At 51.7% G+C, this 26,812-nt stretch carries 22 protein-coding genes and 1 pseudogene; 16 read left to right on the top strand and 7 right to left on the bottom strand.

Features of this window, described 5'->3' with window-relative positions; translation table 11 throughout:
- Positions 1–830: 830 nt before the first annotated feature.
- Entirely contained in the window at positions 831–1,118 is a 288-nt protein-coding gene (locus AC222A_RS13820) for a helix-turn-helix domain-containing protein (protein WP_372781555.1), read from the top strand.
- Positions 1,119–1,133: 15 nt separating this feature from the next.
- Here AC222A_RS13820 and AC222A_RS13815 read toward each other — a convergent pair.
- The 3 genes and pseudogenes from AC222A_RS13815 to AC222A_RS13805 all read right to left on the bottom strand — a co-directional run.
- A pseudogene (locus AC222A_RS13815) lies at positions 1,134–1,313 on the bottom strand (tyrosine-type recombinase/integrase); the annotation flags it as partial.
- Between the two features lie 34 nt (positions 1,314–1,347).
- Positions 1,348–1,752, bottom strand: a complete 405-nt coding sequence (locus AC222A_RS13810) for a GreA/GreB family elongation factor (protein ID WP_486775124.1) — start codon at positions 1,750–1,752, stop codon at positions 1,348–1,350.
- Between the two features lie 362 nt (positions 1,753–2,114).
- Complete coding sequence (locus AC222A_RS13805) at positions 2,115–2,576, bottom strand: Lrp/AsnC family transcriptional regulator (protein WP_372760456.1); 462 nt, start codon at positions 2,574–2,576, stop codon at positions 2,115–2,117.
- 169 nt (positions 2,577–2,745) lie between these two features.
- Between AC222A_RS13805 and hppD the strand changes: the two genes are divergently transcribed.
- Genes hppD through maiA form a run of 6 tightly spaced genes read left to right on the top strand, consistent with a single transcriptional unit; the run spans position 2,746 to position 9,613 of the window.
- Positions 2,746–3,828, top strand: coding sequence for a 4-hydroxyphenylpyruvate dioxygenase (gene hppD / locus AC222A_RS13800; RefSeq protein ID WP_372764036.1), 1,083 nt, complete (start codon positions 2,746–2,748; stop codon positions 3,826–3,828).
- 21 nt (positions 3,829–3,849) lie between these two features.
- A complete protein-coding gene (locus AC222A_RS13795) occupies positions 3,850–4,983 on the top strand; it encodes a homogentisate 1,2-dioxygenase (protein WP_372759621.1) in 1,134 nt (377 codons plus the stop codon).
- 11 nt (positions 4,984–4,994) lie between these two features.
- A complete protein-coding gene (locus AC222A_RS13790) occupies positions 4,995–5,999 on the top strand; it encodes a fumarylacetoacetate hydrolase family protein (RefSeq protein WP_486775123.1) in 1,005 nt (334 codons plus the stop codon).
- Between the two features lies 1 nt (position 6,000).
- Positions 6,001–7,197 (top strand): amino acid aminotransferase, encoded by a 1,197-nt coding sequence (locus AC222A_RS13785; protein ID WP_486775122.1) that lies wholly within the window; start codon positions 6,001–6,003, stop codon positions 7,195–7,197.
- A 16-nt stretch (positions 7,198–7,213) separates the two neighbouring features.
- On the top strand, positions 7,214–8,965 hold the full coding sequence (locus AC222A_RS13780; RefSeq protein ID WP_486775121.1) for an aromatic amino acid hydroxylase: 1,752 nt from the start codon (positions 7,214–7,216) through the stop codon (positions 8,963–8,965).
- Between the two features lie 18 nt (positions 8,966–8,983).
- Positions 8,984–9,613: a maleylacetoacetate isomerase gene (maiA, locus tag AC222A_RS13775; protein ID WP_486775125.1), complete on the top strand. Its 630-nt coding sequence runs from the start codon at positions 8,984–8,986 to the stop codon at positions 9,611–9,613.
- A gap of 28 nt (positions 9,614–9,641) precedes the next feature.
- Here maiA and AC222A_RS13770 read toward each other — a convergent pair whose 3' ends face one another.
- Positions 9,642–11,924: a TonB-dependent receptor gene (locus AC222A_RS13770; RefSeq protein ID WP_486775120.1), complete on the bottom strand. Its 2,283-nt coding sequence runs from the start codon at positions 11,922–11,924 to the stop codon at positions 9,642–9,644.
- 307 nt (positions 11,925–12,231) lie between these two features.
- Between AC222A_RS13770 and AC222A_RS13765 the strand changes: the two genes are divergently transcribed.
- The 4 genes from AC222A_RS13765 (at position 12,232) to AC222A_RS13750 (ending at position 16,322) form a co-directional block, all read left to right on the top strand.
- Entirely contained in the window at positions 12,232–12,807 is a 576-nt protein-coding gene (locus tag AC222A_RS13765; RefSeq protein WP_372749573.1) for a hypothetical protein, read from the top strand.
- Positions 12,804–13,265, top strand: a complete 462-nt coding sequence (locus AC222A_RS13760; RefSeq protein ID WP_372749572.1) for a (2Fe-2S)-binding protein — start codon at positions 12,804–12,806, stop codon at positions 13,263–13,265. Before AC222A_RS13765 ends, AC222A_RS13760 begins: the two co-directional genes overlap by 4 nt.
- Positions 13,262–15,487: a xanthine dehydrogenase family protein molybdopterin-binding subunit gene (locus AC222A_RS13755; protein WP_372749571.1), complete on the top strand. Its 2,226-nt coding sequence runs from the start codon at positions 13,262–13,264 to the stop codon at positions 15,485–15,487. The genes AC222A_RS13760 and AC222A_RS13755 overlap by 4 nt, the downstream gene beginning before the upstream one ends.
- A gap of 211 nt (positions 15,488–15,698) precedes the next feature.
- Complete coding sequence (locus AC222A_RS13750; RefSeq protein ID WP_486775119.1) at positions 15,699–16,322, top strand: MSMEG_1061 family FMN-dependent PPOX-type flavoprotein; 624 nt, start codon at positions 15,699–15,701, stop codon at positions 16,320–16,322.
- A gap of 86 nt (positions 16,323–16,408) precedes the next feature.
- On the opposite strand, the gene AC222A_RS13745 is transcribed toward AC222A_RS13750, so the two are convergent.
- A complete protein-coding gene (locus tag AC222A_RS13745; RefSeq protein WP_372781571.1) occupies positions 16,409–17,326 on the bottom strand; it encodes a bile acid:sodium symporter family protein in 918 nt (305 codons plus the stop codon).
- 15 nt (positions 17,327–17,341) lie between these two features.
- On the bottom strand, positions 17,342–17,896 hold the full coding sequence (locus AC222A_RS13740; protein ID WP_372748466.1) for a gamma carbonic anhydrase family protein: 555 nt from the start codon (positions 17,894–17,896) through the stop codon (positions 17,342–17,344).
- A 101-nt stretch (positions 17,897–17,997) separates the two neighbouring features.
- Between AC222A_RS13740 and AC222A_RS13735 the strand changes: the two genes are divergently transcribed.
- The 5 genes from AC222A_RS13735 (at position 17,998) to AC222A_RS13715 (ending at position 24,455) form a co-directional block, all read left to right on the top strand.
- Complete coding sequence (locus tag AC222A_RS13735; protein ID WP_486775118.1) at positions 17,998–19,353, top strand: MATE family efflux transporter; 1,356 nt, start codon at positions 17,998–18,000, stop codon at positions 19,351–19,353.
- Between the two features lie 208 nt (positions 19,354–19,561).
- Positions 19,562–20,323 carry a FadR/GntR family transcriptional regulator gene (locus AC222A_RS13730; RefSeq protein ID WP_486775117.1) on the top strand — a complete coding sequence of 254 codons (762 nt, stop codon included), beginning with the start codon at positions 19,562–19,564 and terminating at the stop codon, positions 20,321–20,323.
- Positions 20,320–20,997: a sterol desaturase family protein gene (locus AC222A_RS13725; RefSeq protein ID WP_372748463.1), complete on the top strand. Its 678-nt coding sequence runs from the start codon at positions 20,320–20,322 to the stop codon at positions 20,995–20,997. The genes AC222A_RS13730 and AC222A_RS13725 overlap by 4 nt, the downstream gene beginning before the upstream one ends.
- Positions 20,998–21,119: 122 nt before the next feature.
- Positions 21,120–23,702 (top strand): TonB-dependent receptor, encoded by a 2,583-nt coding sequence (locus tag AC222A_RS13720; protein ID WP_486775116.1) that lies wholly within the window; start codon positions 21,120–21,122, stop codon positions 23,700–23,702.
- A 117-nt stretch (positions 23,703–23,819) separates the two neighbouring features.
- A complete protein-coding gene (locus AC222A_RS13715) occupies positions 23,820–24,455 on the top strand; it encodes a YqaA family protein (RefSeq protein WP_372748461.1) in 636 nt (211 codons plus the stop codon).
- A gap of 401 nt (positions 24,456–24,856) precedes the next feature.
- Here the strand turns inward: AC222A_RS13715 and AC222A_RS13710 are convergent, their stop codons facing one another.
- A complete protein-coding gene (locus AC222A_RS13710; protein ID WP_372748460.1) occupies positions 24,857–25,879 on the bottom strand; it encodes an integron integrase in 1,023 nt (340 codons plus the stop codon).
- Positions 25,880–26,812: the final 933 nt, after the last annotated feature.

Below are 26,812 nucleotides of genomic sequence, written 5' to 3'. Positions count from 1 at the left end.
TCGGTCACATCGACTACGACTAGTAAGTAACTAACTGAAAACTAAAGCAGTAAAGCGGTTTTAACGTCTCTACACTCCTTTCCGTAACCGCTTTAACTTAGCCGACGAATGTACTTTGGCTCGATTTTTTCAAAGCGACGGTATCCCTGAAAGTACACGGCAACAGAATTAGTCATGCTAGAAAACGTACCGAGATTGGTGTTCGACGGAGTGGGGCTTAGCGTAGAAACTGGCTAGAGGATATAAAACTTTCGATTTCTGTGGCGGCTGTACCAAGAGCGCCGCGTTTGAAGGGACCCTTGCTTGGTTTAGACATGTAACAAGAGTAGAGCTTGTAGCCTGATTTAGAGCGTGATTTCCGTTGAAACCTCGCGCGCGCAGGTGGAGATACTGGTCGACTGACAGCTTACAATGGTAAGCAGACTTAAATTTGGGAAGCTAAATGTCCGCTTATCCGGCTTAACCAGGAGCTCCCGAAGGTTTTCCCTCTGCTTGCCGATTATACGGCATTGCCGTATAATCGGGCATGATATTTATTGAAACCAGCAACTTCACCAGGCTCCTCCCGAGTTACCTGTCGGACGAGGAGTATCGGGCTTTGCAGGCATTTCTGCTGCAGAGGCCCGGAGCGGGGGATATCGTTCGCGGCTCCGGTGGGGTCAGGAAAGTTCGCTGGGCGCCTGAGGGACAAGGCAAGAGTGGTGGCGTTCGAGTCATTTACTATTGGAAGCGACCCGATCACGAAATATGGATGCTGACGATATATTCAAAATCGGAGCAGTCCACGATACCCGGGCACGTCCTGAAGCAAATAGCGGAGGCAATCGATAGTGAGTAAACGAGATATCGGTGCAGAAATTCTGGATGGTATTAAAGAAATTCAGAAGTACAAAAAAGGTGAGCTTGAGTTAAAAACGACAGAGTTGTCAGAGCCTTCACCGCCGCAAGTCATTCGGAAGAAACTCAAGCTATCGCAGTCGGCCTTTGCCGGGTTGCTCGGTGTCAGTATGCGAACGGTGCAAGATTGGGAGCAGGGGCGTCGTGAGCCTCAAGGCCCTGCCGTGGCATTGTTGCGCATTGCAGAGCAACATCCGGAGGTCTTCACTCAGCTCCATTGAGCTGATATAGCACATCTAGCCGAAGATTCCGGAGTGTTCAATTTCGGTATTCTCGGCTAGCTGTAGCGCGTCATCCAGCTCAACACCCAGATACCTTACTGTGCTATCCAGGTTGGAGTGGCCTAATAAGAGCTGAACAGCACGTATATTTTTCGTTTACCTGGCGATTTGCGTCGCGTTTGTTCTGCGAAGTGACTGCTTTAATTGCCGATAGCTCCAGAAACTGAGGTTATCCATCATTGCGAATCTTCGAGTCGCGTTTAATGCCTACAATTTCTAGTTGGGCAGAGCGACCATTTAGCAGAGGCCAATTAATGACGGCACCGAGAGGTTCGCCAATGAGAGCTGTGCCGACCGGTGACAGGATAGAGATGCGCATTTTGGGCACACTGGACTCCCATGGCAAAACGATGGTTACCGTACGCTCAGCGTTGGTTTTTAAATCGCGGAATATCACCTTGTCATACAAAGCGACTACGGTTTCAGGCAGCGAGACGTCCGGGCAGATGTCTGCTTTGGCCAGTTCAGCGTCCAGATCATATGTCGCGGTTGACCGACTACGTTCCACTAGTTTGGAAAGTTTTTGGTAATCAGATTCGGACACAATTAGTCCATTATTCATTTCGATTGGCATGCCAAACCCTCATGCGACGCAGTTGCGTCGGACGAATGCGTAAAAACCCCGCGCTAACGTTGCGCGAAGCGTTCAATGATTGATTTGGTTTGTGGCGGTTAAGCTAAAAGCGACTTAACCGCCCACAGTGAGGAAGGCACTGACAGGACAAGAAACCTGTGTGCTCGCAGCATTGGAAGTGAACATGCAGAAAATATTTTTCATAGGCTAAGACTACCCCGCTTTCAGGGAAAAGCAAGGGTGAAAAAATGTTTCTTTTGATATCAATACGGCGAGTATTAAAACTCGCGTGGCCCACCGGAGCTGATTCTAATGTCTGACCGCCACCACTGTAGGGATCATCAGAATATGGCCTGTTTTTCCTAATCCGTCGGCAACACCCGGTTGTTCTTGATTTCTAACAAGGAAAAACTCGATTCAACATTTTTCACGCCCGGATATTTTAGAATCCTTCGCATGGTGAGCTCCGAGAAATGATCGATATTGCGAGCAACCACCTTCATTAGGTAATCGTGTGAGCCACTTGTGGCAAAGCATTCCACTATGTGTTCTTCGGCTTCGACGCAGGCAATGAATTTCTCAGTGTCAGAGTCGGTTTGTTTCTCCATGGTAACCTGCACAAATGCTGTCACTTCGAGACCGAGCTTGCGTTGGTCGACGATGGCGGCATATCCGCTGATCAGTCCATTCGCTTCAAGCTGTTTGACACGCCGAAAGCAAGGCGAGTCCGAAAGGCCCACTTGTTGGGCAAGGTCGGCATTGGAGATCCGGCCATTGCGCTGGAGAATGCGTAGGATGTCTTTTTCTTTTCTACCCAGGCTCATAGGTTAATACCTCCTAACCAATAGTCATAATGGGTTAAATTCACCTAAATAGTCCCAGATTTGGGCATAGAAAGAAATATCTCTCCAGTTTGCAGGGCATAAGATGGCTGTAATTGATTGGCCACGTACTGGCCACCACCAGACGCACTGTGAGATCCGGAGAAAAGCAATGGCAGATCTGTTTGAAAACCCGCTGGGTACCGATGGTTTTGAGTTTGTGGAATACGCTGCACCAGATCCCGAGCTGCTGCGGTCTTTGTTTAGCAAGATGGGATTCCCGGCGACACACCATCATCGGTCTAAAAACATTACGCTGCACCGGCAGGGGGATATCAACTTTATTATCAATGCGGAGCCCGAGTCATTCGCACAGCAATTTGCCGCCAAACATGGACCCTGCGCCTGTGCCATGGCTTTTCGCGTACGCAACGCTGCCGAAGCATTGAAGAAGGCTGTCGCTGCGGGAGCGACCCCGGTTGAGGAAAAAGTCGGTCCAATGGAGCTGAATATCCCAGCTATAGAAGGTATTGGCGGCAGCCGCCTGTACCTGGTGGATCGTTATGGGGATCACTCAATTTATGATGTCGACTTTTTACCGCTGCCGAATGTCAAAGCTGAGCGATCTGCAGGTCTGCTGCACATTGATCATCTAACGCACAATGTTCGCCAGGGGAATATGGAAAAGTGGGCTGGCTTTTACGAGAAGGTCTTCAATTTCCGTGAGATCCGATTCTTCGACATTGAAGGTAAAGTAACAGGCTTGGTCAGCAAAGCAATGACTAGCCCTTGCGGTAAAATCCGGATACCAATTAATGAATCCTCTGACGATCAGTCCCAGATAGAAGAATACCTGCGTGAATACAATGGCGAGGGCATCCAGCATATAGCGCTGGATACCGATGACATCTACGCAACTGTCGACCAGTTGCGCGCTAACGGGATCAGCTTTCAAGATACGCCAGATACTTACTACGAACAGCTGTCGACCCGTCTGCCGGATCACCCAGAAGACGAAGAGGAACTGCGCAAGCGTAAAGTTCTGCTCGATGGTGGTGAGGCCCAAGGCGGAGGCTACTTGATGCAAATATTCACGAACAACGTGATCGGGCCGATCTTTTTTGAAATCATCCAACGCAAAGGCAACGATGGTTTTGGTGAAGGTAACTTCCAGGCGTTATTTGAGTCGATTGAGCTTGATCAGATTCGCCGGGGAGTGATTTCTGCGCCAGACGCCGATAGTGCTGCGTCGTAAGTCATTGGTGGGAGGTGGGGAATGAAGCAGTGGATACCGTTTTCTCTCGGTCAGGGTACCTATTCACGGCAAGCGCATTGCGACTTGCCGGAGGGCACGTTTGAGCGAGAGGTAGGAAAGGAAGGATTCTTCGGCCCGGCGACACACTTTTACCACCGTCACCCGCCCACATCGTGGACGCATATAGAAGGCTCTATACGTCCACGTGCTTTTGATACTAATCAGCTAGAGACAGGTGGTTCGCCCTGGACTGCGCCGGTATTGCTGAAAAACCACCATTGCCAGATACGTATCTGGCAGTGTGATAGTCCAATGAAGCAGCTAGCCCGAAATGCCGATGGCGACGATTTGCTGTTCGTGCATGCGGGTGAGGGTCGATTGTTCTGTGATTATGGACATCTGTCATATCGCGATGGCGACTACATTTTATTGCCGCGCGGTACACTGTGGCGATTAGAACCGAGCGCCGCGACTCGATTGTTGATGATTGAAGCAACTAATAGCAGTTATCGGCTACCTGACAAGGGAATGCTGGGGCCTAATGCCATTTTTGATCCGGCGGTACTGGATACCCCAGTCATTGATGATCGGTTTCTCGAGCAGCAACACGATAATGAAACCTTGGTTGAAGTGAAGCGGTTGGATGCGATATCCCGTATTACATTCCCTTTCAATCCGTTAGACGCCATTGGCTGGAAAGGGAATTTGTCAGTAGTAAAAGTTAACTGGCGTGACATCCGTCCGGTGATGAGCCATCGCTATCATGTGCCCCCATCGGCGCATACAACCTTTTTGAGTGATCGCTTTGTCGTTTGCACCTTTTGCCCGCGGCCCATTGAAAGTGACCCCGGTGCACTGAAAGTGCCCTTTTTCCACAGTAACGATGATTTTGAAGAATTTATCTTCTATCACCGAGGCGAATTCTTTAGCCGTGACAATATTCACCCAGGTATGACGAGCTATCACCCTTACGGTTTTACTCATGGGCCTCACCCCGGCGCGTTTCGCAAAGGTGCGAAGCACGTCAATAAAGAAACTGATGAGGTTGCTGTGATGGTGGATACACGCGATGCGCTTACTGTCACTGAGTCTGCGCAGCAGTGCGAATGGACCGGTTATGCGCAATCGTGGCAAACCTCGTCTACTGCCAAATAACGGAGTAACAGATGAAACTAGCTTCTTTAAAGCATGGTCGCGACGGCCAACTGGTTGTTGTTTCGAAAGACCTAAAGCACTGTATTGCAGTGCCCGATATAGCTCAAACCATGCAGTCGGCTATAGATAATTGGTCGGAAGCAGAGCCGCGGTTGCAAACAGTTTACGAGCAGTTGAATGCAGACCAACTTGATGCCAGCGAATTTGAAATTGGAAACTGTGATTCGCCATTACCTCGGGCGTATCAGTGGGCCGATGGTTCAGCCTACGTAAACCATGTGGAGCTGGTGCGTAAGGCAAGGGGCGCAGAAATGCCGGAGTCTTTCTGGACAGATCCGCTCATGTATCAAGGCGGGTCCGACGACTTTCTCGCACCTACCGATCCTATTGTAATGGCCTCTGAAGACTGGGGCATCGATTATGAGGCCGAAATCGCCGTTGTTACCGATGATGTACCTTGCGGCGTGGCGCCGGCAGATGCTGCGGCGCATATTAAATTGCTGATGCTGGTGAATGACGTATCACTTCGAAATCTGATACCCGGAGAGCTTGCCAAGGGCTTTGGCTTTTTCCACGCGAAACCTTCCAGTGCCTTTTCGCCGATAGCTGTTACACCTGACGAGCTGGGTGAGCAATGGCGTGATGGCAAGGTACATTTACCTTTGCTCAGCTATCTTAATGGAGAACCATTTGGGAAACCCAATGCAGGGGTTGATATGACCTTTAGCTTTCCTGACTTGGTAGCCCATGCGGCAAAAACACGTAACTTGTGTGCCGGCACCATCATTGGCTCGGGCACAGTCTCAAACAAGTTGGATGGCGGGCCGGGTAAGCCAGTGAATGCAGGTGGCGCAGGTTACTCCTGTATTGCTGAAGTGCGAATGGTAGAAACACTCGCCGAGGGTCAACCTAAAACCGCTTTTATGAAATTCGGTGATCGCATCAAGATAGAAATGCACGATCCTGAGGGAAATACGATTTTTGGCGCCATCGAACAATCGGTAGAGAGAAGCTGATATGCCCGTATTTTCCACTCTGGCGGAACTTCGTGGTGACCCAATATTGGGTCTTTCTGCGCAATTTCGCGAAGATTCGCGCGGCGAAAAAATTGATCTTGGCGTTGGGGTATACCGCTCTGAGGGTGGCGAAACACCGATTATGGAAGCAGTGCGGGAAGCGACTGCTTTGCTAACCCAGCAGGAAACGACTAAAGCCTATCTTCCGCCCAGTGGAACGCCGCATTTTCAGTCGGCAGTGGCCCGGCTGGTGCTAGGCAGCGAAAATAGTGTATTGGCATCTGGACGAGTCACTACCCTACAGAGTGTCGGTGGCAGTGGCGCGCTTCATGTTGGCGCAAGGCTGATCGCAACCAGCGCGCCAGATGCTGTGGTTTGGATCGGTAATCCTACGTGGGCTAACCATGCTCACCTATTGGGCAGTGCGGGTGTGCGGCTCAAGGAATATCCATACTACGATTCTACGACACATTCCCTAGATTTTGATGGTCTCTGCAAAGCGCTTGCAACGGCCTCCGCCGGCGATGTGGTTCTACTCCATGGTTGTTGTCACAACCCGTCCGGGGCAGATCTTTCATTGTCTCAATGGCATACACTGACCGAGCTCGTGTCGAATCGAAAGTTGGTTCCTTTTATCGATATTGCCTACCTCGGATTAGGAATGGGTATTGATGAAGATGCTGCCGGATTACGGCATATGGCGGAAAACGTTCCAGAAATGCTGATCGCGGTGTCGTTTTCCAAGAATTTTGGTCTCTATCGCGAGCGCGCCGGTGCCCTCATAGCGGTGACAGAAAAACCATCGACAGCAAAAGTTGTTGCCTCTCACCTGGGGAGTATCGCACGAGGTGTATATTCTATGCCTCCGGCCCATGGTTGTGCGCTGGTTGAGACCATTCTTCACAGTAACGAGCTCACCAGCCTTTGGCAAAGAGAGCTGGGCGATATGCGTGAACGCATTAATGGGTTGCGCAGCTCCCTGGCCGCGTCATTGGGTACTGCGACAAACAAACGCGACTTTACCTATCTGGAAGACAGGTTAGGTATGTTTTGTTACTTAGGCTTACCGGTTGATGCGGTAACTCGATTGCGTAAAGAGCATGCCATCTATATGGTCGATTCCAGCCGAATCAACGTCGCAGGAATAAACCAACATAATCTACCGCGGCTTGTTGAAGCGTTGGTAGCTGTCTTGTAGTGCGGAGGTATCGCAAATGACATATCAGAATCTGATTGATAACTTGCCATCCCACCTTCGCCTCTTTGTCAAAGAACAGGATTACGCACAGTATTCACCGAAAGATCATACGGCCTGGCGATTTCTCATGCGGATGTTGACCCGGCAGTTATCGCAGTCGGCGCACCCAGTTTATCTCGAAGGTATGGAAAAAACGGGCATCACGTTAGATCGTATCCCTACGATCGAAGGGATGAACGAAAAGCTTTCGCAGCTTGGTTGGGCAGCTGTCGTGGTCGACGGATTTATTCCCCCTGCCATTTTCATGGAGTTCCAGGCGCGACGAATTTTGCCCATCGCGCAAGATATGCGCTCAGCCGAGCATCTGTTGTATACGCCAGCCCCTGATATCGTGCACGAAGCAGCAGGTCATGCTCCATTTATAGTCGATGATGACTACGCTGAGTATCTGCAGTCATTTGGCGAGATAGGGATGAAAGCGTTGGCAACCAAGGCAGATTACGAGGTCTATGAAGCCATCCGACACCTTTCTATAGTCAAGGAGTCACCTTCAGCGACGAGCGCAGATATTAAAGATGCAGAGCAACGGCTAGAGAAGAGCTTGGCCGAAAAGGGTGAGCCTTCCGAAGCGGCCTTACTATCCCGATTGCATTGGTGGACGGTTGAATATGGTTTGGTGGGCAAGCCTGAGCAATATCATTTGTTTGGAGCCGGATTGTTGTCGTCACTCGGTGAAAGCGCTAGCTGCCTCGATGATCAGCGCGTGCGCAAAGTGCCTTTAACGGTAGACTGTATCAACACGGACTACGATATTACCTCGCAGCAGCCTCAGTTATTCGTCACCTCAAGTTGTCGCCATCTCTCTCAAGTGCTGGATCAGTTCAGTCAGGGAATGGCCTTTCGCCAGGGTGGTTCGGCCGCCTTGCGCAAAGCAATTGCCTCAGAATCGGTGGCCACAGCTGAGTATTCATCAGGCCTGCAGGTTAGCGGTAGAGTGCATAATATCCTTACCGATGCAATGGATAACCCTATCTATCTGTCTACTCAAGGGCCTACTCAGCTTTCACATCGGGGAAGCGAGATTGAAGGGCAGGGTCTTGAAGAGCATCCGGAGGGGTTTGGTTCACCGATAGGAAAAGTGCAGAACCTTACGCACTGCCTGTCAGATTATACGGTGGACGAACTGGCCGAAAAGGGCATAAAGCGTGGCAGGGCTGTTCGCCTAAACTTTGTATCTGGAATTACAGTTTCTGGTGTTCTGGAGCATATTGAGCGCCGCAACCATAGGAATGTTCTGTTTAGCTTTTCACATTGCACGGTGAACAACGCTCAGGGTGAGGTACTGTTTGAGCCGTCTTGGGGGCGCTACGATATGGCTATCGGGGAGCGGATCGCGTCTGTGTCTGGCGGTGCGGCTGATCGTGAGCGTTATCCGTTGTATTCCAAGCCATCAATCGAAAGCACACCAAACGGTACTCAGAAAGATGAGGACGTCGCGTTAATGACTATTTATGATCAGTTGAACATATGGTCGGATAGCCCCGCTGATGATGACTTATCGAGGCTTTACGGTCAGCTAAAGGCTTTTCCTAAGGAGTGGCTTGCACGCTGTGAGTTACTTTGTCTGCTCGGTAGTCAGCATCATCTGACGGCTGCATTGGTGGCTGAGCTAGAGCCTTTTAAGTCAGACGATGGTCAGCCGGGAGTGATTGTTAGCCGGGTGCTTGATGAGTTTGGTAACGGCCAGATAAGTAAAAAAGTTTCGTAGAGGAGGTCACTGATGTCGATGGTGTTATATGGATACTGGCGTTCGTCGGCAGCATACCGGGTTCGGATTGCGTTAAACTTAAAAGGACTAAACTACCAGACAAAACATGTCTCTCTGATCGATGGAGATCAGCGCAGTGTAGAATTCCTTGAGATTAACGCGCAGGGTTTAGTGCCTGTCTTGTTTGATGGAAATGCACACATTAGTCAGTCGCTCGCCATCCTAGAATACCTTGAGGACATGTATACTGAGGTACCACTTCTACCAGCTGATCCGTGTAACCGAGCAACGGTTCGACAGATCGCCCAGTTGATCGCCTGTGACATTCATCCGTTGTGCAACTTGCGTGTACTTAATTATCTAAAAGAGACGCTGGGGGCAGATGAAGACGCTAAACTTCAATGGTATAGACACTGGGTTAGGGAAGGGCTTACCGCCTTGGAAAAACGTGTTTCAGAGACTCACGGTAAATTCTGTGTGGGTGATATGCCTACGTTTGCTGACGCTTGCCTGATTCCTCAGCTATATAACGCAGAACGATTTGACGTGCCGGATGAGAACTGGCCTACCTTGCGCGAAATTGCCCGGCACTGTAACCAACATCCGGCGTTTGCTGATGCCCATCCGGATTCTAACCGTGAAGCGTAGAATCCCTATTTGTTTTTAAAACCTTCCGTTAATAACGCCAGCGGCCTTCAAGATAAATGGTTTTGGTGGGTTCTATCGTTGCACGATAGCCGCCGGCATCGAGCGCGGAAGGTGAACCAATACCAATTGTTGTTTCATCTGTGAGGTTCTTACCGACGAGAGCAACACTCCAAGTCTCTTCTTCCGAGCTAAGCCCGATGCGGGCGTTAATTTTGTTTACTGCGTCCTGGATACCCCGTGGGTCCAGATCGCCCGAGGTGAAATGCTCACCCTTGTAGCTCACATCAACACCGAGTTCTAAAACCAGCGCGTTAAACAGCGGTTGCGTATATGTGCCGGACAGGCTGGCAGTCCACTCCGGGGTGTGTTGGTTCTCTCTGCCGGTAAGGTCGCAGGTGCCTGCGTCGGGGTCTTCATTTGGTGCGCCTTCGTAGCAAGGGCCGTCTACGTAGTCGAGCCACTCAAAGTCGAGGTAAGCGAGTGAGCCGCTAAGCATGAATTTCTCGGTTAGCAACCAGCGTCCATCTAGCTCTATACCCTGGGTCAACGCGCTACCGGCATTGGTTACGGTGAAGCCGGCAACGCCGTCAAACACACTTACCTGCATGTCTTCATATTCCACACGATAAATCGCCACATTTAGTTCGGCAGCGCCATCTGCCAGACGCATTTTGGAGCCTATCTCCACAGCATCGGCCATCTCGTCTTCAAACTCGAAGTTGGTCCCACCGCCATTGGGGCCCATGCCGTCGTTGTTATTGCGGGCGTCGTAGCTCCCCGATTTGGCGCCACGGGTAAAGCCTGCATAGAGCATGATGTCGTCAGTCGCGTCCCACTGGATATTAACTGAAGGCAGCGTAACGGCTACGTCTCGCTCGCTGCTCAGTGTGTGTTTGTTAATAAGTAGGGCATTAAGGATTGCAGCAGTCGCTGGGTCGGCATCGTTTTTAGTACCAGATTGGTAAACATTAAAATCCCGGAAGCCGGTTTTTTCTTCAACTACGTGACGAACACCGAGAGTTGTACGTAGCGTTGGTAGCCAATTGAGTGTCACCTGCGCAAAGGCTGACCATGCATCACTGTCTATGCTGAAATCTCGCTCAAGGTCGGCTTTAACGTTTTCCAGTGTATTGATGGGGCAAAGCCCAGAATCCTGCAGCGCGCCGTTTCTGACATTCAGAGGCGCCGATTCATCAAACTGCAATTCGCTGGTTTGATAAAATGCGCCCACGATGTAGTCAGCGAAATTGCCCGTGGCTGAAGCAAAACGGATTTCCTGGCTGAATTGGTCGTAATCTTCTGCGCCAAGTAGTGGGACGGTATCAAAGCTGCTTGAATCAGCATCAAAAAGATCTACCGATTCGAATCCAGACCAACCGCTGGTAAGGCTAAGCGTGCCGGGTTCGAAATTCATATCGACATTGAGTGTGTAGTTGTAGGTGTCGATCTCGGCGTATTCTTCGGCATCTGTATTCTTTACCCGGTTTAGCACAATATCTTCGCCGCTACAGCCTGTCAGGGCGCTGGCATGGGTGAACTCAAAAGTGCGGCCGTTTTGCTCGCGTTCAGATTTTTCGAGTTTCAGGTAAGCGTCCATCCAATCCAGCGGATGGTAGCCAAAGGTCAGCCTAAGCGCTTTTTCATCTACTTCGGGTTCAAGACGTTTAACACCCTCATTGTAGAGATAGCCATCTTCTTGACGCATGCGGCCGGCAATGCGTACGCCAAAATTGTCGGTAATGGGCGTCGAAACCATGGCGGAAAATTCTTTGATGTCATTGTCGCGCCCGCTTGGTACCCCCGTCAGACCGCTAACCATGGCTTCCAGCTCTTCGCCGGGTTTGGCCGAGACAATGCTCAATGCACCAGCAATGGCGTTTTTGCCAAACAAAATAGATTGTGGCCCGCGCAGCACCTCCACCCTCTCTATATCCAAAAAAGCCGCTCGGGTCTGGTGAGGGCGGCCGAGATGAATGCCATCGGCAAAGATACCCACCGACAATTCAAAGCCCTGGTTAGAGCCCGAACCTACACCACGCATATAAACATTGGGTATGAGTCCACCGGGAACAAGTTTGAAATTTGGGGTGTATTCCGACAGGTCGGCCAAATTGCTGATGCCCGCTTTGGTTATCTTGTCGCCGGTTACTGCGGTGACAGACACGGGGACATCGCTAAGTGATTCCGCGCGCTTCTGGGCTGTGACTACAATTTCTTCGAGGACCGGTTTTGCCTGCACAGAAGATGCAAGAACCAACGGGGAAAGAGAAAGTGCAAGCGATCGACGCAGCCAGCGGGATTGCGCAGTCATAGTGATACACCTTGAATTGTTATTATTGGTAATTGCCCTAACGTGGGCGTTTAGGAGTTTTTTACTCTTATTTACGATGGTTGTCCACGCTTTAACCGCTAGCACTAGAGTGTTTGGCCTTCTGGCCAATCTTTAAACAAGACGCAAAATCCGTACTGCTATCAACGTGATAGCCGTATTTAGAGGGCGGTTAGGGTCAGCGGAAAACTTGCCTTGGCGCAGTTTGAGGGCGCCCGCGCAGCCCAGTTGTGAAACACACTGGTTTATTATTATAATCGGTGGTCTTGTAGACAGAGCCGTACTGCCCATGTCCCGATTCAAGCTCAGTATTCTTAGCGTCAGCGTAGTTGCGCTGATAGCCGTTGGCGCGGTGTTGTGGAACTTTCTTATGCCCTCAGCGGGGCCGACGGTGACACTTCCCGGTATCAGCTATTCCGTCGCCGAATCCAGTGTGGGCGTGCTGCTGGACTCATCAGATACACGTGATGTGTTGGAAACCCATATTCCAGGCATTGCTGATATTCGTCAGTTGTCGGTTGCGCGCCCGCTAACACTGCCGGATATCCAGCCTTATTATCCTGAGATGATTACCGATGAACGTTTGGCTGCGCTGGATCTAGCGCTAGGTGACATTGAGGGCTCAAGCGTGGTGGTCTACACCACAAGTTCTACGCTAGTGGGGGTGTTGCTTGATGATCCAGAAGCCATTGCCATCGTTGATAAGTATCTGCCGGGATTTTCCACCAACCCTGATATTGACCAAGGTCGCGGCTTTACCCTCTCCTTTATGCAAAAATTTGATCGCAAAACGATTACTGATGAAAAGCTGGCCAGTATGGACGCCGAGTTTGAGGCGCTGGCTAAACAGAGGGCCGGGTTATGAGCTCAATAAAATTTAAGGTTAACGGCGAGTCGCAGTCTGTTGATATAGATCCGAGTACACCACTGCTGTGGACACTGCGGGACCACCTCAAAAAAACAGGGACCAAATTCGGTTGCGGCGTAGGGCAGTGCGGAGCCTGCACAGTTCATTTCAATGGTGTTGCTACTCGATCCTGCCTGATACCGGTTCAGTCGGTAGAGGGTGCTGAAATTACGACGATAGAGGGGCTGTCGGAGTCTGGGGATCATGTTTTGCAAAAGCTTTGGGTGGAACTGAACGTCCCCCAGTGTGGCTACTGCCAGGCCGGGGTGTTGATGGCGGCCGCAGACTTGCTCAAGCGCAAGCCGAATCCAACAGACGAGGATATTGATAGCCACATTTCTAATATTTGCCGATGTGGAACCTATCCACGAATTCGGGCGGCGATTCATCGCGCGGCGAAGGAGATTCAGGCATGAACCAGGTTGTCTTGTCTCGTCGTAAATTTCTGATCTCTTCCGCCACCGTTGCAGGTGGTTTGTCGTTGCAATTGATACCCTCCGAACTGGCCGCCGCGCCCGCAGGAAAAGCGGCTCGCGAACTCTCGCCGTGGTTGACGATTCATGCGGATGACACCGTAGTAGTCACCGTACCCACTCCTGAGATTGGAAACGGCGCATCTACGCAACAAGCGATGAACATTGCAGAAGAACTGGAATGCGCTTGGGACATGGTGAGGGTCGAATTTGCGTCCTTTACGCGGGAATACAAACAACCGGGCAGTTATGCAGTTGGCCTCCAACCTTTTTTTGGCGGCCACAGCACCGACCATGACAGAATGCCCTACACCCTTCAGCTTGGAGCCAGCGCGAGAGAGAGACTGAAACTTGCGGCCGCCAAACGTTGGGGCGTACCCCCCAGCGACATTGAGGCGCGCAACAGCGTGCTTACGCACACTGTTACTGGGCGAACCTTGCGCTTTGGTGACGTAGCGGCGGAGGCCGCCTCCGTAGAGCTGACGCAAGAGCCAGCTCTTAAAGCGCAAAGTGAGTGGCGTTTGCTGGGCAAAAAACAGCCGCATAAGTTACAAGTGCCGGCGGTTGTAGATGGCAGTGCAATTTTTGGTGTAGATGTGACACTGCCTGGAATGGTGTATGCGGCCTTGCTGCAGGCACCGGTGCATGGCGGTTTGCTGAAAAGCCATGATGCTGACGCCGTAATGAACATGCCGGGTGTGCGTGCGGTCGTCGTGATCGATCCGTCTAAAACTCCCGGTTCGCCGGTGCAAGCCGATGCCACCTTTGGCCTGGAAGGCTCGGAATTACGCAGCGGTGTCGCGGTTATTGCTGACCACTATTGGCAGGCAAAGAAAGCACTGGATGCTTTGCCGGTGGAGTGGGAGCTCGGGCTCGGGCAGTTTTGGGAATCGAATGAAAAGATTCGTGATCGCCAGCATCAGGTATTAGATAAGTGGGCCGGAACGCCGCTGACTAAAGCGGGCGACGTTGAGAAATTTGAGGCGGCTAAAACCGTCGAGGCGACCTATAGCATTCCATTTTGTGAGCACGCCACGATGGAACCGCTTAATGGCACGGCAAAGTACACGGCAGACTCGCTGGAACTATGGCATCCAACCCAGGATATGCAGCAGGCCTTTTGGGTGGCGGCAGATGAAAGCGGGGTGCATCCAGACAAAATCGATATCCACCAGACCTTGGTAGGCGGCGGATTTGGTCGACGCGTTATCGGCGATGATGTGCGTACGGTGGTCGCCATTGCCAAACAGTACCCGGGCGTGCCGGTAAAAGTTATCTGGTCGCGCGAAGAAACTACGCGCCAAGGCACTTACCGAACATCCTTAGCTGCGCGTTTTAAAGCCGGTTTGGATGAGAACGGCACATTGCAGGCATTGCAGGGCGAAACCTGCTTCAGCGGCATGGCATTGAATATTGGCTACACCGACATGCCATACGCAGCTGCAGGCAACATACCCAATGTACGGCTGGCCACCAGTAGTCTGCCTATGCATATCATGACAGGAGCATATCGCGCACCTTGCTACAATGCTCATGCATTCACCGTTGAAACCTTTATCGATGAGTGCGCAGTCGCTGGCGGTATCGATCCACTGGACTATCGATTGAATTTGCTTTCCGGCTGGGATCCTGCGTGGGCAAACTGCTTGAAAGTGGCAGCCGAAAAAGCAGATTGGGGTAGGCCATTACCGAAGGGGCAAGGACGTGGCATAGCGATAAGTAATTGGCCGCACTCCGGTAAGCCGCAGGCTGGCGCCACTGTTTGTGCGGTCGCCCACGTCGAAGTAAGCCAGTCCGGCGAGCTGAAGATTCACCGTATTGATTTCACATTTGACTGCGGTCGCATCGTTAACCGAGATGCCGTCCTTGCACAACTTGAGGGTGGTATTATCTTCGGGTTGAATATGAGCCTCAACGAAGGCCTGACGATTGAAAACGGGGCGGTCATTGAAGGTAACTTTGACAGTTACCCCATGCTCAAGATGTCAGATATTCCTGATATTCGAGTTCACTTTGAGGCTCTCTCTGGTCACGACCGTTTTGCGATTATTGGTGAGGCGCCAGTGGGCCCAATAGGCCCAGCGATTGGCAATGCCATATACCAAGCCATCGGTAAGCGGGTGCGCACCACGCCGTTTAGAACCCACGATTTGCGTTGGAGCTGATCGCTGTACGTTGTCGACGATATCAGCACGGTCTGTCGGAATTAAAAACGCATTGCTGATCATCTTCTGGTATTTTTCAGAATTGGTGATTCAGGCTGCGTCCGGCCTCCTATTCGGGGATGCGTTTCAAAACGTGAACGGCGTTTAACCGTGCCGGCCAACGTCGTCTGAGTGTGTAGGGCTCGTCTCGAGTCACATCGGTGGAATCGATATGCAGCGTATTGAATCAGAAAGAGCATTAAGAGACTTACTTGGCCAGCCGCACGATCTCGTCAAACAAAAAATTTCTGAAGCGTTAACTGAGGAAGCGCTGGATTTTATTGGTAAAAGCCCCTTGCTGTTTCTAGCTACTACCGGGATAGGCGGAAACGTGACCGTATCGCCGAAGGGTGATGCTGACGGATTTGTCCGTGTTGTCGACAATCGTACGCTGATCATTCCAGAGCGACCAGGAAACAAGTTGCTTCATGGCCTTATTAATATCCTTGAGACCGGTAGTATTGGTTTGTTATTCATTGTGCCAGGGACCGAGGAAACACTTCGTGTCAACGGCAAAGCGAGGCTGTACCAGGACGAAGATCTTTGCAAGGAGATGGCCGCGAATGGGAAGTCGGCGTTGCTGCTCATTCAGGTTGAGGTAACAGAGTGTTTTTTTCATTGTGCCAAAGCGTTTAAACGCAGCAAAGCTTGGCAATCTGAGAGCTGGCGCGATCCACTGAAAATAAATTTTGGCAAGCAGATCGCAAGAAACGCAGCGCATGGCAGAGTCGGGCGAGCGGCCATTGCAATGGCTGTGGACGCCGCAATAAAAGCAGACTATAAAAAGAACTTGTAACTGCCGCTTACTGCCTGCTTTCTATCTCGTGCTTAGCATAGGCCGGCTATGTCTCGGGAAATTGTGCAATTCCAATCAGACGAGCATCATCCGTCGCCTTCAGCTAACGCATCGCCTGATTTTTTGTGCACGCGGCTGGCGATAATCAATACCAGCGCCGGCATCAACATCCACCCGCCGTACACCAGTACAGTGAACAAGGCCATACTGCCCAGTGTGCTGGTAGCCGCGTTGGCTGCGGGAAACAGCGAGGCAATAATCAGCACCGCGAGGTTCACATTGCGCACCGTTAGCTCCATATCAATGGCCACGATATCGGGCCGCGGTGCGCGCATCAGCCAGGGCACAACCAAGCCTGCAGCAAGCAGGGATATGGTAAAGCCGGTGACGACCAGAACATTCCCCAATCCAAAGGCTGCCCAGTCGAGCCTGCCGGAAGTCGACGCACCCAGAATGATGACTATGATCAGCGCCAAGCTTGCTCGTATCGACCATTTTGCAATCTGAGCTGACAGCGTTGGTAGCAGCCTGAGTGTCAGCATGCCCAGCGCCAGTGGTCCTAGAATTGAAAAGAATATTTCAGCGGCGATCCGCGCTGCCGGCAGTCGAAAATCTGCAGGTACATAGTCGGTGATCAGCAGCTTCAGGATAATGGGCACGGTGACCAGACAGGCGACAGTTGTCACTGCAGTTATGGCGATCGACAACGCGATATTGCCCCTGGCAAAGTGGGTGTAGATGTTTGACGTTGTGCCACCGGGTATCGCTGCGAGTATGGCGATACCGACCGCAACGCCAGGCTGCAAATTGAATATTGCCAAAAACAGCACGGCGATGAGCGGAACCATCAATAACTGCAGGCTGATGCCCGTCGCGAAAGCGCGAGGGGTTCTGGCAACGTTGATGAAGTCGACGACGCGCAGGGTGGCACCCATACCGAACATGGCCAGCAACAGTTGAGTGAAGGCGATCCAGTATTCGTATTTGAGGTAGAGTTCAGTCATTGCGAGGTCAGGTGCCTATTGTTCTAGTTCGGTGGCAGAAAAGGCTTTCGCAATATCCTCATCGCTTAGGCGATAGATTCCCTTCTGATAGTTGCGTGCATTGCGAATATAGAAGGCGGCGTTGATCCGGTTGGCTTCGCTGTTGTCTTTGCTGCCCACCTGTTTGGCGGGAACGCCAGCAATAATCGCATTGTCTGGAAACTCGCTGCCTTCGGTGAGGATAGCTTGTCCGGCGACAATACAGTTGTTGCCAATTTTTACGCCGTCCATAACGGTGGCGTTTATCCCAATCAAGCAGTTATCGCCGATCTCGCAGCCATGCAGGGTAACATGGTGCGTTATAGAACAGTATTTACCGACACGCGTCGGTGTAAGCGTGCCGACATGGATCATCACAAAATCCTGAATGTTGGTACCTTCACCAATATGTATATCGTGCACTTCTGCCCGCATAACGGCGTTTGGCCAGACTGAAACATCCTTTTCCAACGTGATTTTGCCGAATAAGCGTGCGCTGTCATCAATGTAGGCAGGTTGATTAAGCACGATGTCGGGGCCGAATTGGGGCATGAAATTATCCTTTCTGGGTACAAAACACTCGATTGTGGCACAAGTCTCGCGTGCCAACGTCGCTATCGGTATCATCCACGTCTTTTGATCATAAGCAACCCATGGCGCATACCTCCCGCACTGAACTGAAATCGCTGTTGTCGCTGGCGCTGCCCATTCTTGGGGGGCAGCTGGCACAAACCGCGAATGGCTTTGTCGACACAGTGATGGCAGGGCGGGTCAGTGCGAATGATCTGGCGGCTGTGGCGGTGGGTGCCAGCGTTTGGGTGCCGCTTTACCTGTTTATGACCGGGGTTTTGATGAGTGCCACACCCATTCTGTCTCGGCATATGGGTGGCAGTCAGCACGAGCGTATCAATCCGTTGGCGCAGCAGTCTCTTTGGTTGTCTTTGGTGCTGGGACTACTGGGCGCGCTAGTGCTGCGCAGCATGGCGCCAGTATTGCAGTTGATGGATGTGGATATGGCGATCCGTCCGCTGGTGGCCGCCTATCTCGATGCGCTCAGCTGGGGAATGCCTGGTGCGGCATTGTGGCTCGCCTTGCGCGGCTATACCGAGGCCATGTCTCACACACGGCCGGTTTTCTGGATCAGTGTGATTGGCCTGCTGATCAATATTCCGTGCAACTATGTTCTGATCTACGGAAAGTTGGGCTTTCCCGCGATGGGCGGTGTTGGCTGTGGCTGGGCAACAACCTTGGTGCTGTGGCTGATGGCGTTGATGATGGGCACTTATATTGCTTTGAATTCAGTGTACGAAGGGGTGCGGATGCGGCTCAGCGAGCGCCACTGGGAGCCAGAGAATCTGCTGTATATGTTGCGGCTGGGTTTGCCAGTAGGGCTGTCCATCTTTTTCGAAGTGAGCATCTTTTCGGTGATTGCGCTGTTTATCAGTCAGCTCGGTGCAGAAACCGTAGCCGGTCATCAGATAGCGCTGAATTTTACGGCGCTGATATTTATGGTGCCCCTGAGCTTTTCTTTGGCGACAACGGTACGGGTTGGCAGCGCCCGGGGGCGCGGTGACGCAGACGGGTTGAAGCTTGCGGTGCGTACGTCGCTACAGGTGAGCATACTGATTGGTGTGGTTGCCTCGGTTGCGTTGTTGGTGGGCCGACACTGGATTCCGGTTATCTATACCGACAACGATACGGTGCGCAATCTGGCCGCCTACCTGCTTATTTTTGCGGCCTTGTATCAGGTGTCTGATGCTTTGCAGGTGTGGGCCAGCGGTTGCTTGCGGGGTTTTGAAGATACGGCTTGGCCCATGCTGTTTACCTTGCTCTCCTATTGGGGTTTGGGGCTGCCGGTCGGCTATGTGCTGGGTATGACGGATATTCTGGTCCCGGCCATGGGGCCGAGTGGTTTCTGGATTGGGCTGGTGGCAGGTCTGAGTTGTGCGGCAGTTTTGCTGGGCGCTCGGCTTGGCTGGCGCCTGAAAGCCGCTTCTGCCGTAGCTTAAATTGCCGCGCGCGAGCCACCGCAGTATCTACCCAGTCCTCGAATCCATACCAAAACCAACTCTCTCAATTGAAATAGAGGTGCTTTTTCAGCGTTTTCAAGGCGCTTGACAGCAACTGGTTGACTGGTAGGATAAGTGACCACTCTGCGCTTCGTGATGCGTTTGCGTGTGACAGATAAAAAATCTCATGCGGTCAGGAGCTGCGCTCATGTTCCAGGAAGTCAACAAACGCTCAATTTCGGATGAGGTTTACGACCAGCTGTGCAGCCGCATCGTGAGTCAGGAGCTGAAAGCCGGCGAAGAGCTGCCTTCAGAAAGGTTGCTATCCGAAATGCTGGGCGTTAGTCGCAATGCGGTGCGAGAAGCGATCAAGCGGCTTCAGCAGGCAAGGTTGGTCGATGTGAAGCATGGTGGTTTAACCACAGTTCTCGATTACCGCTCTGAGGCGGGGGCTGACCTTCTGCCGAGCCTGCTATTCGATAGGCACAGTCAGATCCAGGTAGATGTGGCTCGCAGCATTGTTCGCATGCGACAAGTGCTGTCGCCCGAGATTGCTGCAGACGCGGCCACGCAGTGTAAACCGGAAATAGCTGATCGACTGGACGGCGTGATTGATCAAATGCGAACCGTCGAGGGATCCACAGAATTACAGCGACTGGCTTTCCTCTTCTGGGAAATCCTGGTCGAGGGCAGCGGCAACATCGCTTACCGTCTCGCCTTCAACTCATTGCGCAAAACCTACGAGCCACTCTGGGGGCTTTTGACGCAGATGTTATCGGCTCAACAACAAAAGCTGGAAACATTCCATGCGCTCGCAGTGGCGGTGCGTGAGGGTCATCGAGATGAAGCGGCTCGCTGTGCGCGGGAATACATCGACGAAAGTAGTGCAGCAATCTACGAATTTCTGGACTTGTATGAAAGCAATACTCAGAACAGTCCGAACAAGCCTAGTGGAGAACAAACAACGTGAATCCCGCCAGCCCAAACGACCAGAGCGCTGAACACCCTAACCCGAAGACCGCCCGAGAGTTTATTAAGGCGTTCTACGGGCATTTGAGCCCTCGAATTCTTACGGTTCTTGTGCTTGGCCTAGTTGGCCTGCGCATTTACCTTGGTAACTGGACCTACGCCGACTGGATTGCGCCACTGGCTATTCTAGCGTTCTGGCCGATACTGGAGTGGTTGATTCATGTGCGTTTGCTGCACATGAAACCCTTCACGCTCTTTGGTAAGACCTTCGATCTTAGTGTTGGTCGAACGCACCGCGCCCACCATGCTAACCCCGCGGATCTAAGCGATATCACCATTAACAAAGAGGTATTTCCAACGGTTGTGCCTCTACTGTTTGTGTTGGCGTATTGGCTGTTTCCAACAGTGGAGCTGGCAACTGGGGCTCTGGCGGCATTCTTCGTGCTGTCTCTTCATTACGAATTTTGTCACTTCATCGGTCATACTGCCTGGTGTCCGCCGATTAACTATTACCGCCGGCGTCAGCGCATGCACCGACTGCATCACTACCGAGATGAAACACTGTGGTGGGGGGTATCGACCGGTTTGGGAGACCTACTGCTCGGCACCGCACCCGATATCAAGTCAGTCGAGAAGTCACCGACGGTTCATAACGTTCACGGTTTGCTGCGCTGAACCCATAAGTTAAGCTGACATGCGCACGCCGTAGCTCTTCGCAGCTGCAGCTATTACTGGCGTGGTCGTCGCACTCATTGCAAGCGCGACCACGACATTTTCAACCGGACACAGAGAAAACCATGCTGCAAGCATCATTTCAGGTATTACGCGCACTGCATGAGCAGGCGTCTTTTCGCGCTGTTCGCAGCCTGACGGCAACAACGGTTTGTGCGGCAGCGATGTTCACAGCGACCCACGCAGTTGCGCAAGAGGGACCATCTAGAGCATCTGCGGATGAGGCATCTTCCAGCAAGGCCAAAGTCTCATCAGAAAATGCATCCAAACAAGCTCGTCGGCCACGCGAACGCCCGGCGCTCGAAGAAATTGTGGTCACGGCACAAAAGCGTGAAGAAGATGTCCAGTCGGTACCTTTGTCTATCACTGCCATAGGCGGCGACGACATCGCCGAAAAAAATATGGGAGATATGAACGAAGTCGCGAACTACGTGCCCAATCTGGATGTTTTAGCCACGCCGTCGTTTCCCAGTATCTACATGCGCGGTCTGGGCTCCAGCTACAATCGTGGCTTTGAACAGTCGGTGGCCCTGTTGATCGACGAGGTGTACTACGGACGGGCATCCTACATCAATCAGGCACTGCTTGATCTCGACACCATCGAAGTTATGCGTGGCCCTCAGGGCACGCTGTTTGGCAAAAATGCCTCCGCAGGTGCCATACATTTCCGTACGGCCATGCCTGAACAGGAGTTCGGCTTGAAAGGCGACGTGTTGCTGGGCGACCGTGATCAGCAACGTTATCGATTGGTCGCTACCGGGCCGGTAACCGATAGGCTCACCTGGCGGGCCGCGTTGATGAGTCAAACGCGCGACGGCAGTGTGTACAACACTACAATCGGCATCGACGAAGAAAATATCGACAATCAGGCTGGGCGACTGCGTTTGGAGTGGGCGGCTCGGGATGATCTTACGCTCGGCCTGACCTTGAACGCCACGCTTATGGGGCAGCATGGTGAGGGCAGCCAAGTGATTCGTGCCCGTCCCCGCCATTTAGCGGCGATGCAGGTGTTCGACGCGCAAACATCGGCGGACCCTTACGACGAACTGACCGCCAAGAATGAGCAGGGGCGCGTCGTTCGCGACGCCTACGATGCTACGATCAAAGCAGAATGGATTTTCGGAGATGAATACACACTAACCAGTATCTCCAATTACTCTTGGCTTGACGAAGAAGTGCGGATGGACGCCGACTTCTCCCCAATTCCATTTCTCATCCTGGACAATAATGAGGAACTTCGTCAGTACAGCCAAGAATTGCGAGTGACTTCGCCTCCGGGGGCGTTTGAGTTTGTCGCGGGGCTGTTTTACATGAAGGCCGATATACAAGCCGACTACAACATTCGGCAATTTCTCGAACTATCCGAACTGCTGCTGGTAACTGGCGAAGGCGAACGTATGGCCTGTTTGCGATCCTCCAACCCCGGGGAATGCCAAGATCAGGTGCTGAACAATGCAGAAGCGGGGCGATTGGCGGGCCAAACAATTCAGGACCGACAGCAGGCGGAAGGTGGACCTGCACCTGTCGAAACAGCATTGACGCGCTTTGAGCAAGTCACCGACAGCATCGCATTGTTTGGGCAGGCGACCTGGCATTTCGCCGAACGCTGGTCGGCGACGCTGGGTGGCCGACTGAACTACGAAAATAAAACGCTATACACTGCCCATACACTGGTCAATAACCGAACTGGTGGCCGTGGTAATGCCTTCTTATCCGGTTCGAGTTGTGACGGCCGGTTGCTAACTGGTGGTGGGTACTGTCTGGGCGACAACCCCGACGGCGCGACCATTTTCCCGTTCATCATTGCGGGTGACACGCAGTTCGACGCTCAGCGCGAGCGAAGCAGCGTGGACTTTTCGCCAAAAGCCTCAGTGCAATACGACTTTACCGATTCGGCGATGGCGTACCTGACGGTTGCCCAAGGCTATAAATCTGGTGGCTATACGGGCCAGCCGGTGAACCCGGACAACCTGGAGTTCGACGCCGAGACTGCGCTGACCTATGAGGTTGGCGCCAAGTCAGAATGGCTGGGCGGTGCGGCACGTTTGAACGCATCCTTGTTTTACACGGATTTCAAAGATCTTCAGGTATCCACCTTTAATGGTGTTGGTTATGTCGTGGAAAACGCCGCATCAGCAACCATCTACGGCATCGAGTACGAAGCCATGCTGATGACGCCTTATTCGATTCTAATTGGCCTGAACGGTGCTCTGACCGAATCAGAGTATTCCAGCTTTCCTCGAGCAGCTTGCACGGCGGAAAATACTAACCCGCCACCGTGCGATCTTACTGGCCGCCGCCTGCGCCTTGTGCCGGAATTAAAAACCACCTTCACTCTCGGTTGGCAGGGTGGGGTGTTAGATTGGCCCTTTCTTACCCATGCGGGCATGACGGCGAGCTACACGACGGAGGTCGCGCTGGCAACAGATCTCGATCCGATTGATGTTCGCGTTCCCGGCACGACCTATGGTTTGCAAGCGGGTATCAAAGCGCATGATGACAGCTGGCATATCACCTTGTTCGGCGACAATGTCACAAGCCGGGAATCGCTGGCGGCAGCTCAGGATTCTCCAGGGCTGCGTGGCACGCACTTCGGTGGTGTATACCCCTCAGCCAGCTACGAAATTGAGCTTGGGTTCCGATTTTGAGAGGCAGCTTGTTTCGCCTGCGGCTGTATTGCGCAACCTTCGCAAGCTATGCGCAGGTTCTAGCGCTGATGACGTCACCGGCTTGGGTTGGCAATACAGTAGGCTACGGGCAGCACCGTGAAGCACGATAACAAACAATCATCTTGGCTCAAGCTCCAGAAGCTGCATGTGTATTATCAAAGCAGCGGCTTCTACGATCTGGTGGGCGCTAACCTCCGCAAGGTGTTGCTTACCCTTGCGTTACTTGTGGCAGTTTTCTTGCTGGTGCGACCCTATGTGCAGATCTATCAGGACGAGCTGCTGATACTCATTCAGGAAAAATTGTCGCCGGTCAGAGTCTTTAGTCTGTTCTTCGTATCCGAGTCGATACTAGGCTTGATTCCGCCAGATCTATTCATGCTGTGGGCGAAGGCGCGATTTCCCGAGACGCCGTATCTAATGGTTGGTGTACTGGCCGGATTGTCGTATCTTGGCGGCATTGTGGCGTACGGCATGGGCAGAGGCATCGAGCATGCACCAAAAATTCACGCCACTTTATCCGATCGCCACGCCGGCCATGTTCAATTTATCCGTAAATGGGGCGGCGTATTCATTTTAACTGCGGCCCTGCTGCCCATTCCGTACGCCATCGCTAGTACGGTTGCAGGCCTCGTAAAATTTCCATTCAAAACGTATCTGCTGTTTGGCTTGGCGCGCTTTCTGAGGTTCTACATATACGCAGCGGCGATTTTCAGCTGGTCAAAATGGCTTTGACTTCCTGCCCTCATCGAAAGTCATTGGACTTCAGTAGTGGATTTGGTATCGCTAGCGATTCTTTACGAGCGAGCCCATTTTATTGTGAAACCTCGTGGTGGAGGCAGAAACGAAAATTAATACTCAGAAGTTGTATCGAGTTTGTGGAAGGGGCGTCGAGGTCTGTAGGTCGTCGACCGATCAGTTGATTTAGTGCGCTCGCTTATGCCATGAGCGGCTACCTAGCCCTTTTAGACAATGTCGCTTGCCTGCTTATTGAAGTGTTCAGCCCCGTCATCTTTTGACTTCACCATACAAAGTGGGCATTCAATTGCTGTGGTGTGCAAGGCACACTTGGCGCAGAGTGGTCACTCGGACGATTCAATATGCCGTCATGAAAACCTCATAACGAACATTGGCTGTTAGCCATTCTCTGAACGCAGCGGTAGTTGTCGACTGCCGAGGCTATCTACTGGACTGAGAACTCCTTTACCTCCTCGATTGATCACGTGCGTATAAATTTCGGTGGTCTTTATATCGGAGTGCCCGAGCAACTCTTGAATGGTGCGAAGATCGTAGCCAGTTTCTAATAAATGGGTCGCAAAGCTGTGCCTGAAGCTGTGCGCACGAGCGGGTTTTCGGATTCCAGCGGCGCGAACAGCACGACGGATCTGTTTGCTTAGTGCGGTAGGATGCAAGTGGTGCCGCCGAAGTACGCCTGAGCGTGGGTCAGGCCCAATACGACTGGAAGGGAAAAGGAACTGCCATGCAGTCTCGCGTGCAGCTCTGGGATATTTACGAGCGAGCGCATCGGGGAGGTAGACATCACCATAGCCATCCTCAATATCTTGGGCGTGTAGACGTTCGACATTTTCGATTTGCCGCTGAAGTCCGGGAATAAGACTCTGAGGTAGCATTGTCGCTCTATCTTTATTGCCTTTCCCGGATCGGACAATGACGTTATTACTGCCGAAGTCGATATCTTTGATGCGTAAAGACAAAAGTTCTGCGCTACGCAGCCCTGTGCCGTACATCAACTCGACCATAAGTCGCGACATGCCATTAAGCTGAGAAAGTATTGCAGCAATTTCCTGGCGACTATAGACAACAGGAAGTCTTTTATTGGCGCGCGCAGGGGTAAAGGAAAGGTTATCCATGTCTAACCCGAGGAATCGCTTATATAGAAAAATGAGGGCATTTAATGCGATGCGTTGCGTATTGGCAGAACAATTTCGGTTAACGGAAACATGATTCAGGAAGGCCTCGACTTCTGAGGCCCCCAGGTCTTTTGGGTGCCGTCTGTCATGATAGCGAATGAATTGCTTAACCCAATGCACATAAGTTTGTTCTGTGCGGTAAGCTAGCCCTTCGGATCTGATTCGAAGGCGGAGCTGATCTAAAAATCGGGTCGGGTTTGAGGGAATGCTGTGGCGAACATCGTCCATAATATGCACCATTATGCGCTGTCTATATATACAGTATTATAGCAATAGGTTGTTGGTCGTTTTCAAGATCTGAAGCCTGAGTCTTTATAACATCCCTGCAGTCAGTGTAAGTCATTGATTTGACGGGAATTGAGTATATGATAGTGTGCTAATTGATTTAGCAGATAAACGCGACTTAGGCTGGTTTTGTCGGAATATGTGAAGACAAGAATCTAACTAAATAACTGAAATAAAATGAAAATAATAGATGGGACCTCTTTGAGAACGGATGTTATAAGGCCAAAGTGTTATAGAGCCACAGTCTCTATAATTCGCTGTTAGGCTACCTAGAGAGTAAGAGTAATGATTAATTGCCCACGCTGTAGCGAGAAAGGAATAACAATTTTTTCCAAGGCCATTTCCAATCCAGCCAGGCCAGCCAAATGCACACTCTGTAATCAGCTTTCCTACAAAGATGCAGGCGTCCTTCTGGCTAGGGTGATTTTTATCATCTTCTTCGGGTTTATCGGCTGGCTCGTATCAATAGTGCTTGGTTCAAATCTGCCTCTGTACATCGCTATTTTATTGTGGGCCTGTTATGAGGCCCTAATTATTTATAAGGTGCCTATGCATCCCACTGACATAGGGCAAGTAAAAACTGCACGTACAACATTATCAATAGTATTGGGTGCAATAACATTCGGGCGCTTTTCATGAGTGCGTTAATAATCTGCAAAAGTAGCCTAACAAACGCAGGCACCGGGACGCCATACTCTCCGCTCCGCTCCGAGTATGCCGCCCGTGCTGTGGGCGTTACAAGGCAATAGCGTGGAAGAAATAAATAGTCAGTTTGTCGCTTCTCAGCAGCTTGAAACTGCACTTCGCCTTTTTGAAGAAGGCGCAGATTTTATATCTGTAATTACATTGGCCGGCGCGGCAGAAGAGATCTTAGGT

It is taken from the genome of Litorivivens sp. (assembly GCF_057445395.1).
Note: the sequence above shows the minus strand (reverse complement) of the source record. Positions and strands in the feature narration are given on the sequence as shown.

Coding starts and splice junctions, on each gene's coding strand:
- AC222A_RS13710 (WP_372748460.1), bottom strand. CDS start 25,879: ATGGACGATGTTCGCCACAGCATTCCCTCAAACCCGACCCGATTTTTA.
- AC222A_RS13745 (WP_372781571.1), bottom strand. CDS start 17,326: ATGACTGAACTCTACCTCAAATACGAATACTGGATCGCCTTCACTCAA.
- AC222A_RS13760 (WP_372749572.1), top strand. CDS start 12,804: ATGAGCTCAATAAAATTTAAGGTTAACGGCGAGTCGCAGTCTGTTGAT.
- AC222A_RS13755 (WP_372749571.1), top strand. CDS start 13,262: ATGAACCAGGTTGTCTTGTCTCGTCGTAAATTTCTGATCTCTTCCGCC.
- AC222A_RS13805 (WP_372760456.1), bottom strand. CDS start 2,576: ATGAGCCTGGGTAGAAAAGAAAAAGACATCCTACGCATTCTCCAGCGC.
- hppD (WP_372764036.1), top strand. CDS start 2,746: ATGGCAGATCTGTTTGAAAACCCGCTGGGTACCGATGGTTTTGAGTTT.
- AC222A_RS13735 (WP_486775118.1), top strand. CDS start 17,998: ATGGCGCATACCTCCCGCACTGAACTGAAATCGCTGTTGTCGCTGGCG.
- AC222A_RS13810 (WP_486775124.1), bottom strand. CDS start 1,752: ATGCCAATCGAAATGAATAATGGACTAATTGTGTCCGAATCTGATTAC.
- AC222A_RS13740 (WP_372748466.1), bottom strand. CDS start 17,896: ATGCCCCAATTCGGCCCCGACATCGTGCTTAATCAACCTGCCTACATT.
- AC222A_RS13785 (WP_486775122.1), top strand. CDS start 6,001: ATGCCCGTATTTTCCACTCTGGCGGAACTTCGTGGTGACCCAATATTG.
- AC222A_RS13765 (WP_372749573.1), top strand. CDS start 12,232: ATGTCCCGATTCAAGCTCAGTATTCTTAGCGTCAGCGTAGTTGCGCTG.
- AC222A_RS13750 (WP_486775119.1), top strand. CDS start 15,699: ATGCAGCGTATTGAATCAGAAAGAGCATTAAGAGACTTACTTGGCCAG.
- AC222A_RS13790 (WP_486775123.1), top strand. CDS start 4,995: ATGAAACTAGCTTCTTTAAAGCATGGTCGCGACGGCCAACTGGTTGTT.
- AC222A_RS13795 (WP_372759621.1), top strand. CDS start 3,850: ATGAAGCAGTGGATACCGTTTTCTCTCGGTCAGGGTACCTATTCACGG.
- AC222A_RS13730 (WP_486775117.1), top strand. CDS start 19,562: ATGTTCCAGGAAGTCAACAAACGCTCAATTTCGGATGAGGTTTACGAC.
- AC222A_RS13770 (WP_486775120.1), bottom strand. CDS start 11,924: ATGACTGCGCAATCCCGCTGGCTGCGTCGATCGCTTGCACTTTCTCTT.
- maiA (WP_486775125.1), top strand. CDS start 8,984: ATGGTGTTATATGGATACTGGCGTTCGTCGGCAGCATACCGGGTTCGG.
- AC222A_RS13780 (WP_486775121.1), top strand. CDS start 7,214: ATGACATATCAGAATCTGATTGATAACTTGCCATCCCACCTTCGCCTC.
- AC222A_RS13720 (WP_486775116.1), top strand. CDS start 21,120: ATGCTGCAAGCATCATTTCAGGTATTACGCGCACTGCATGAGCAGGCG.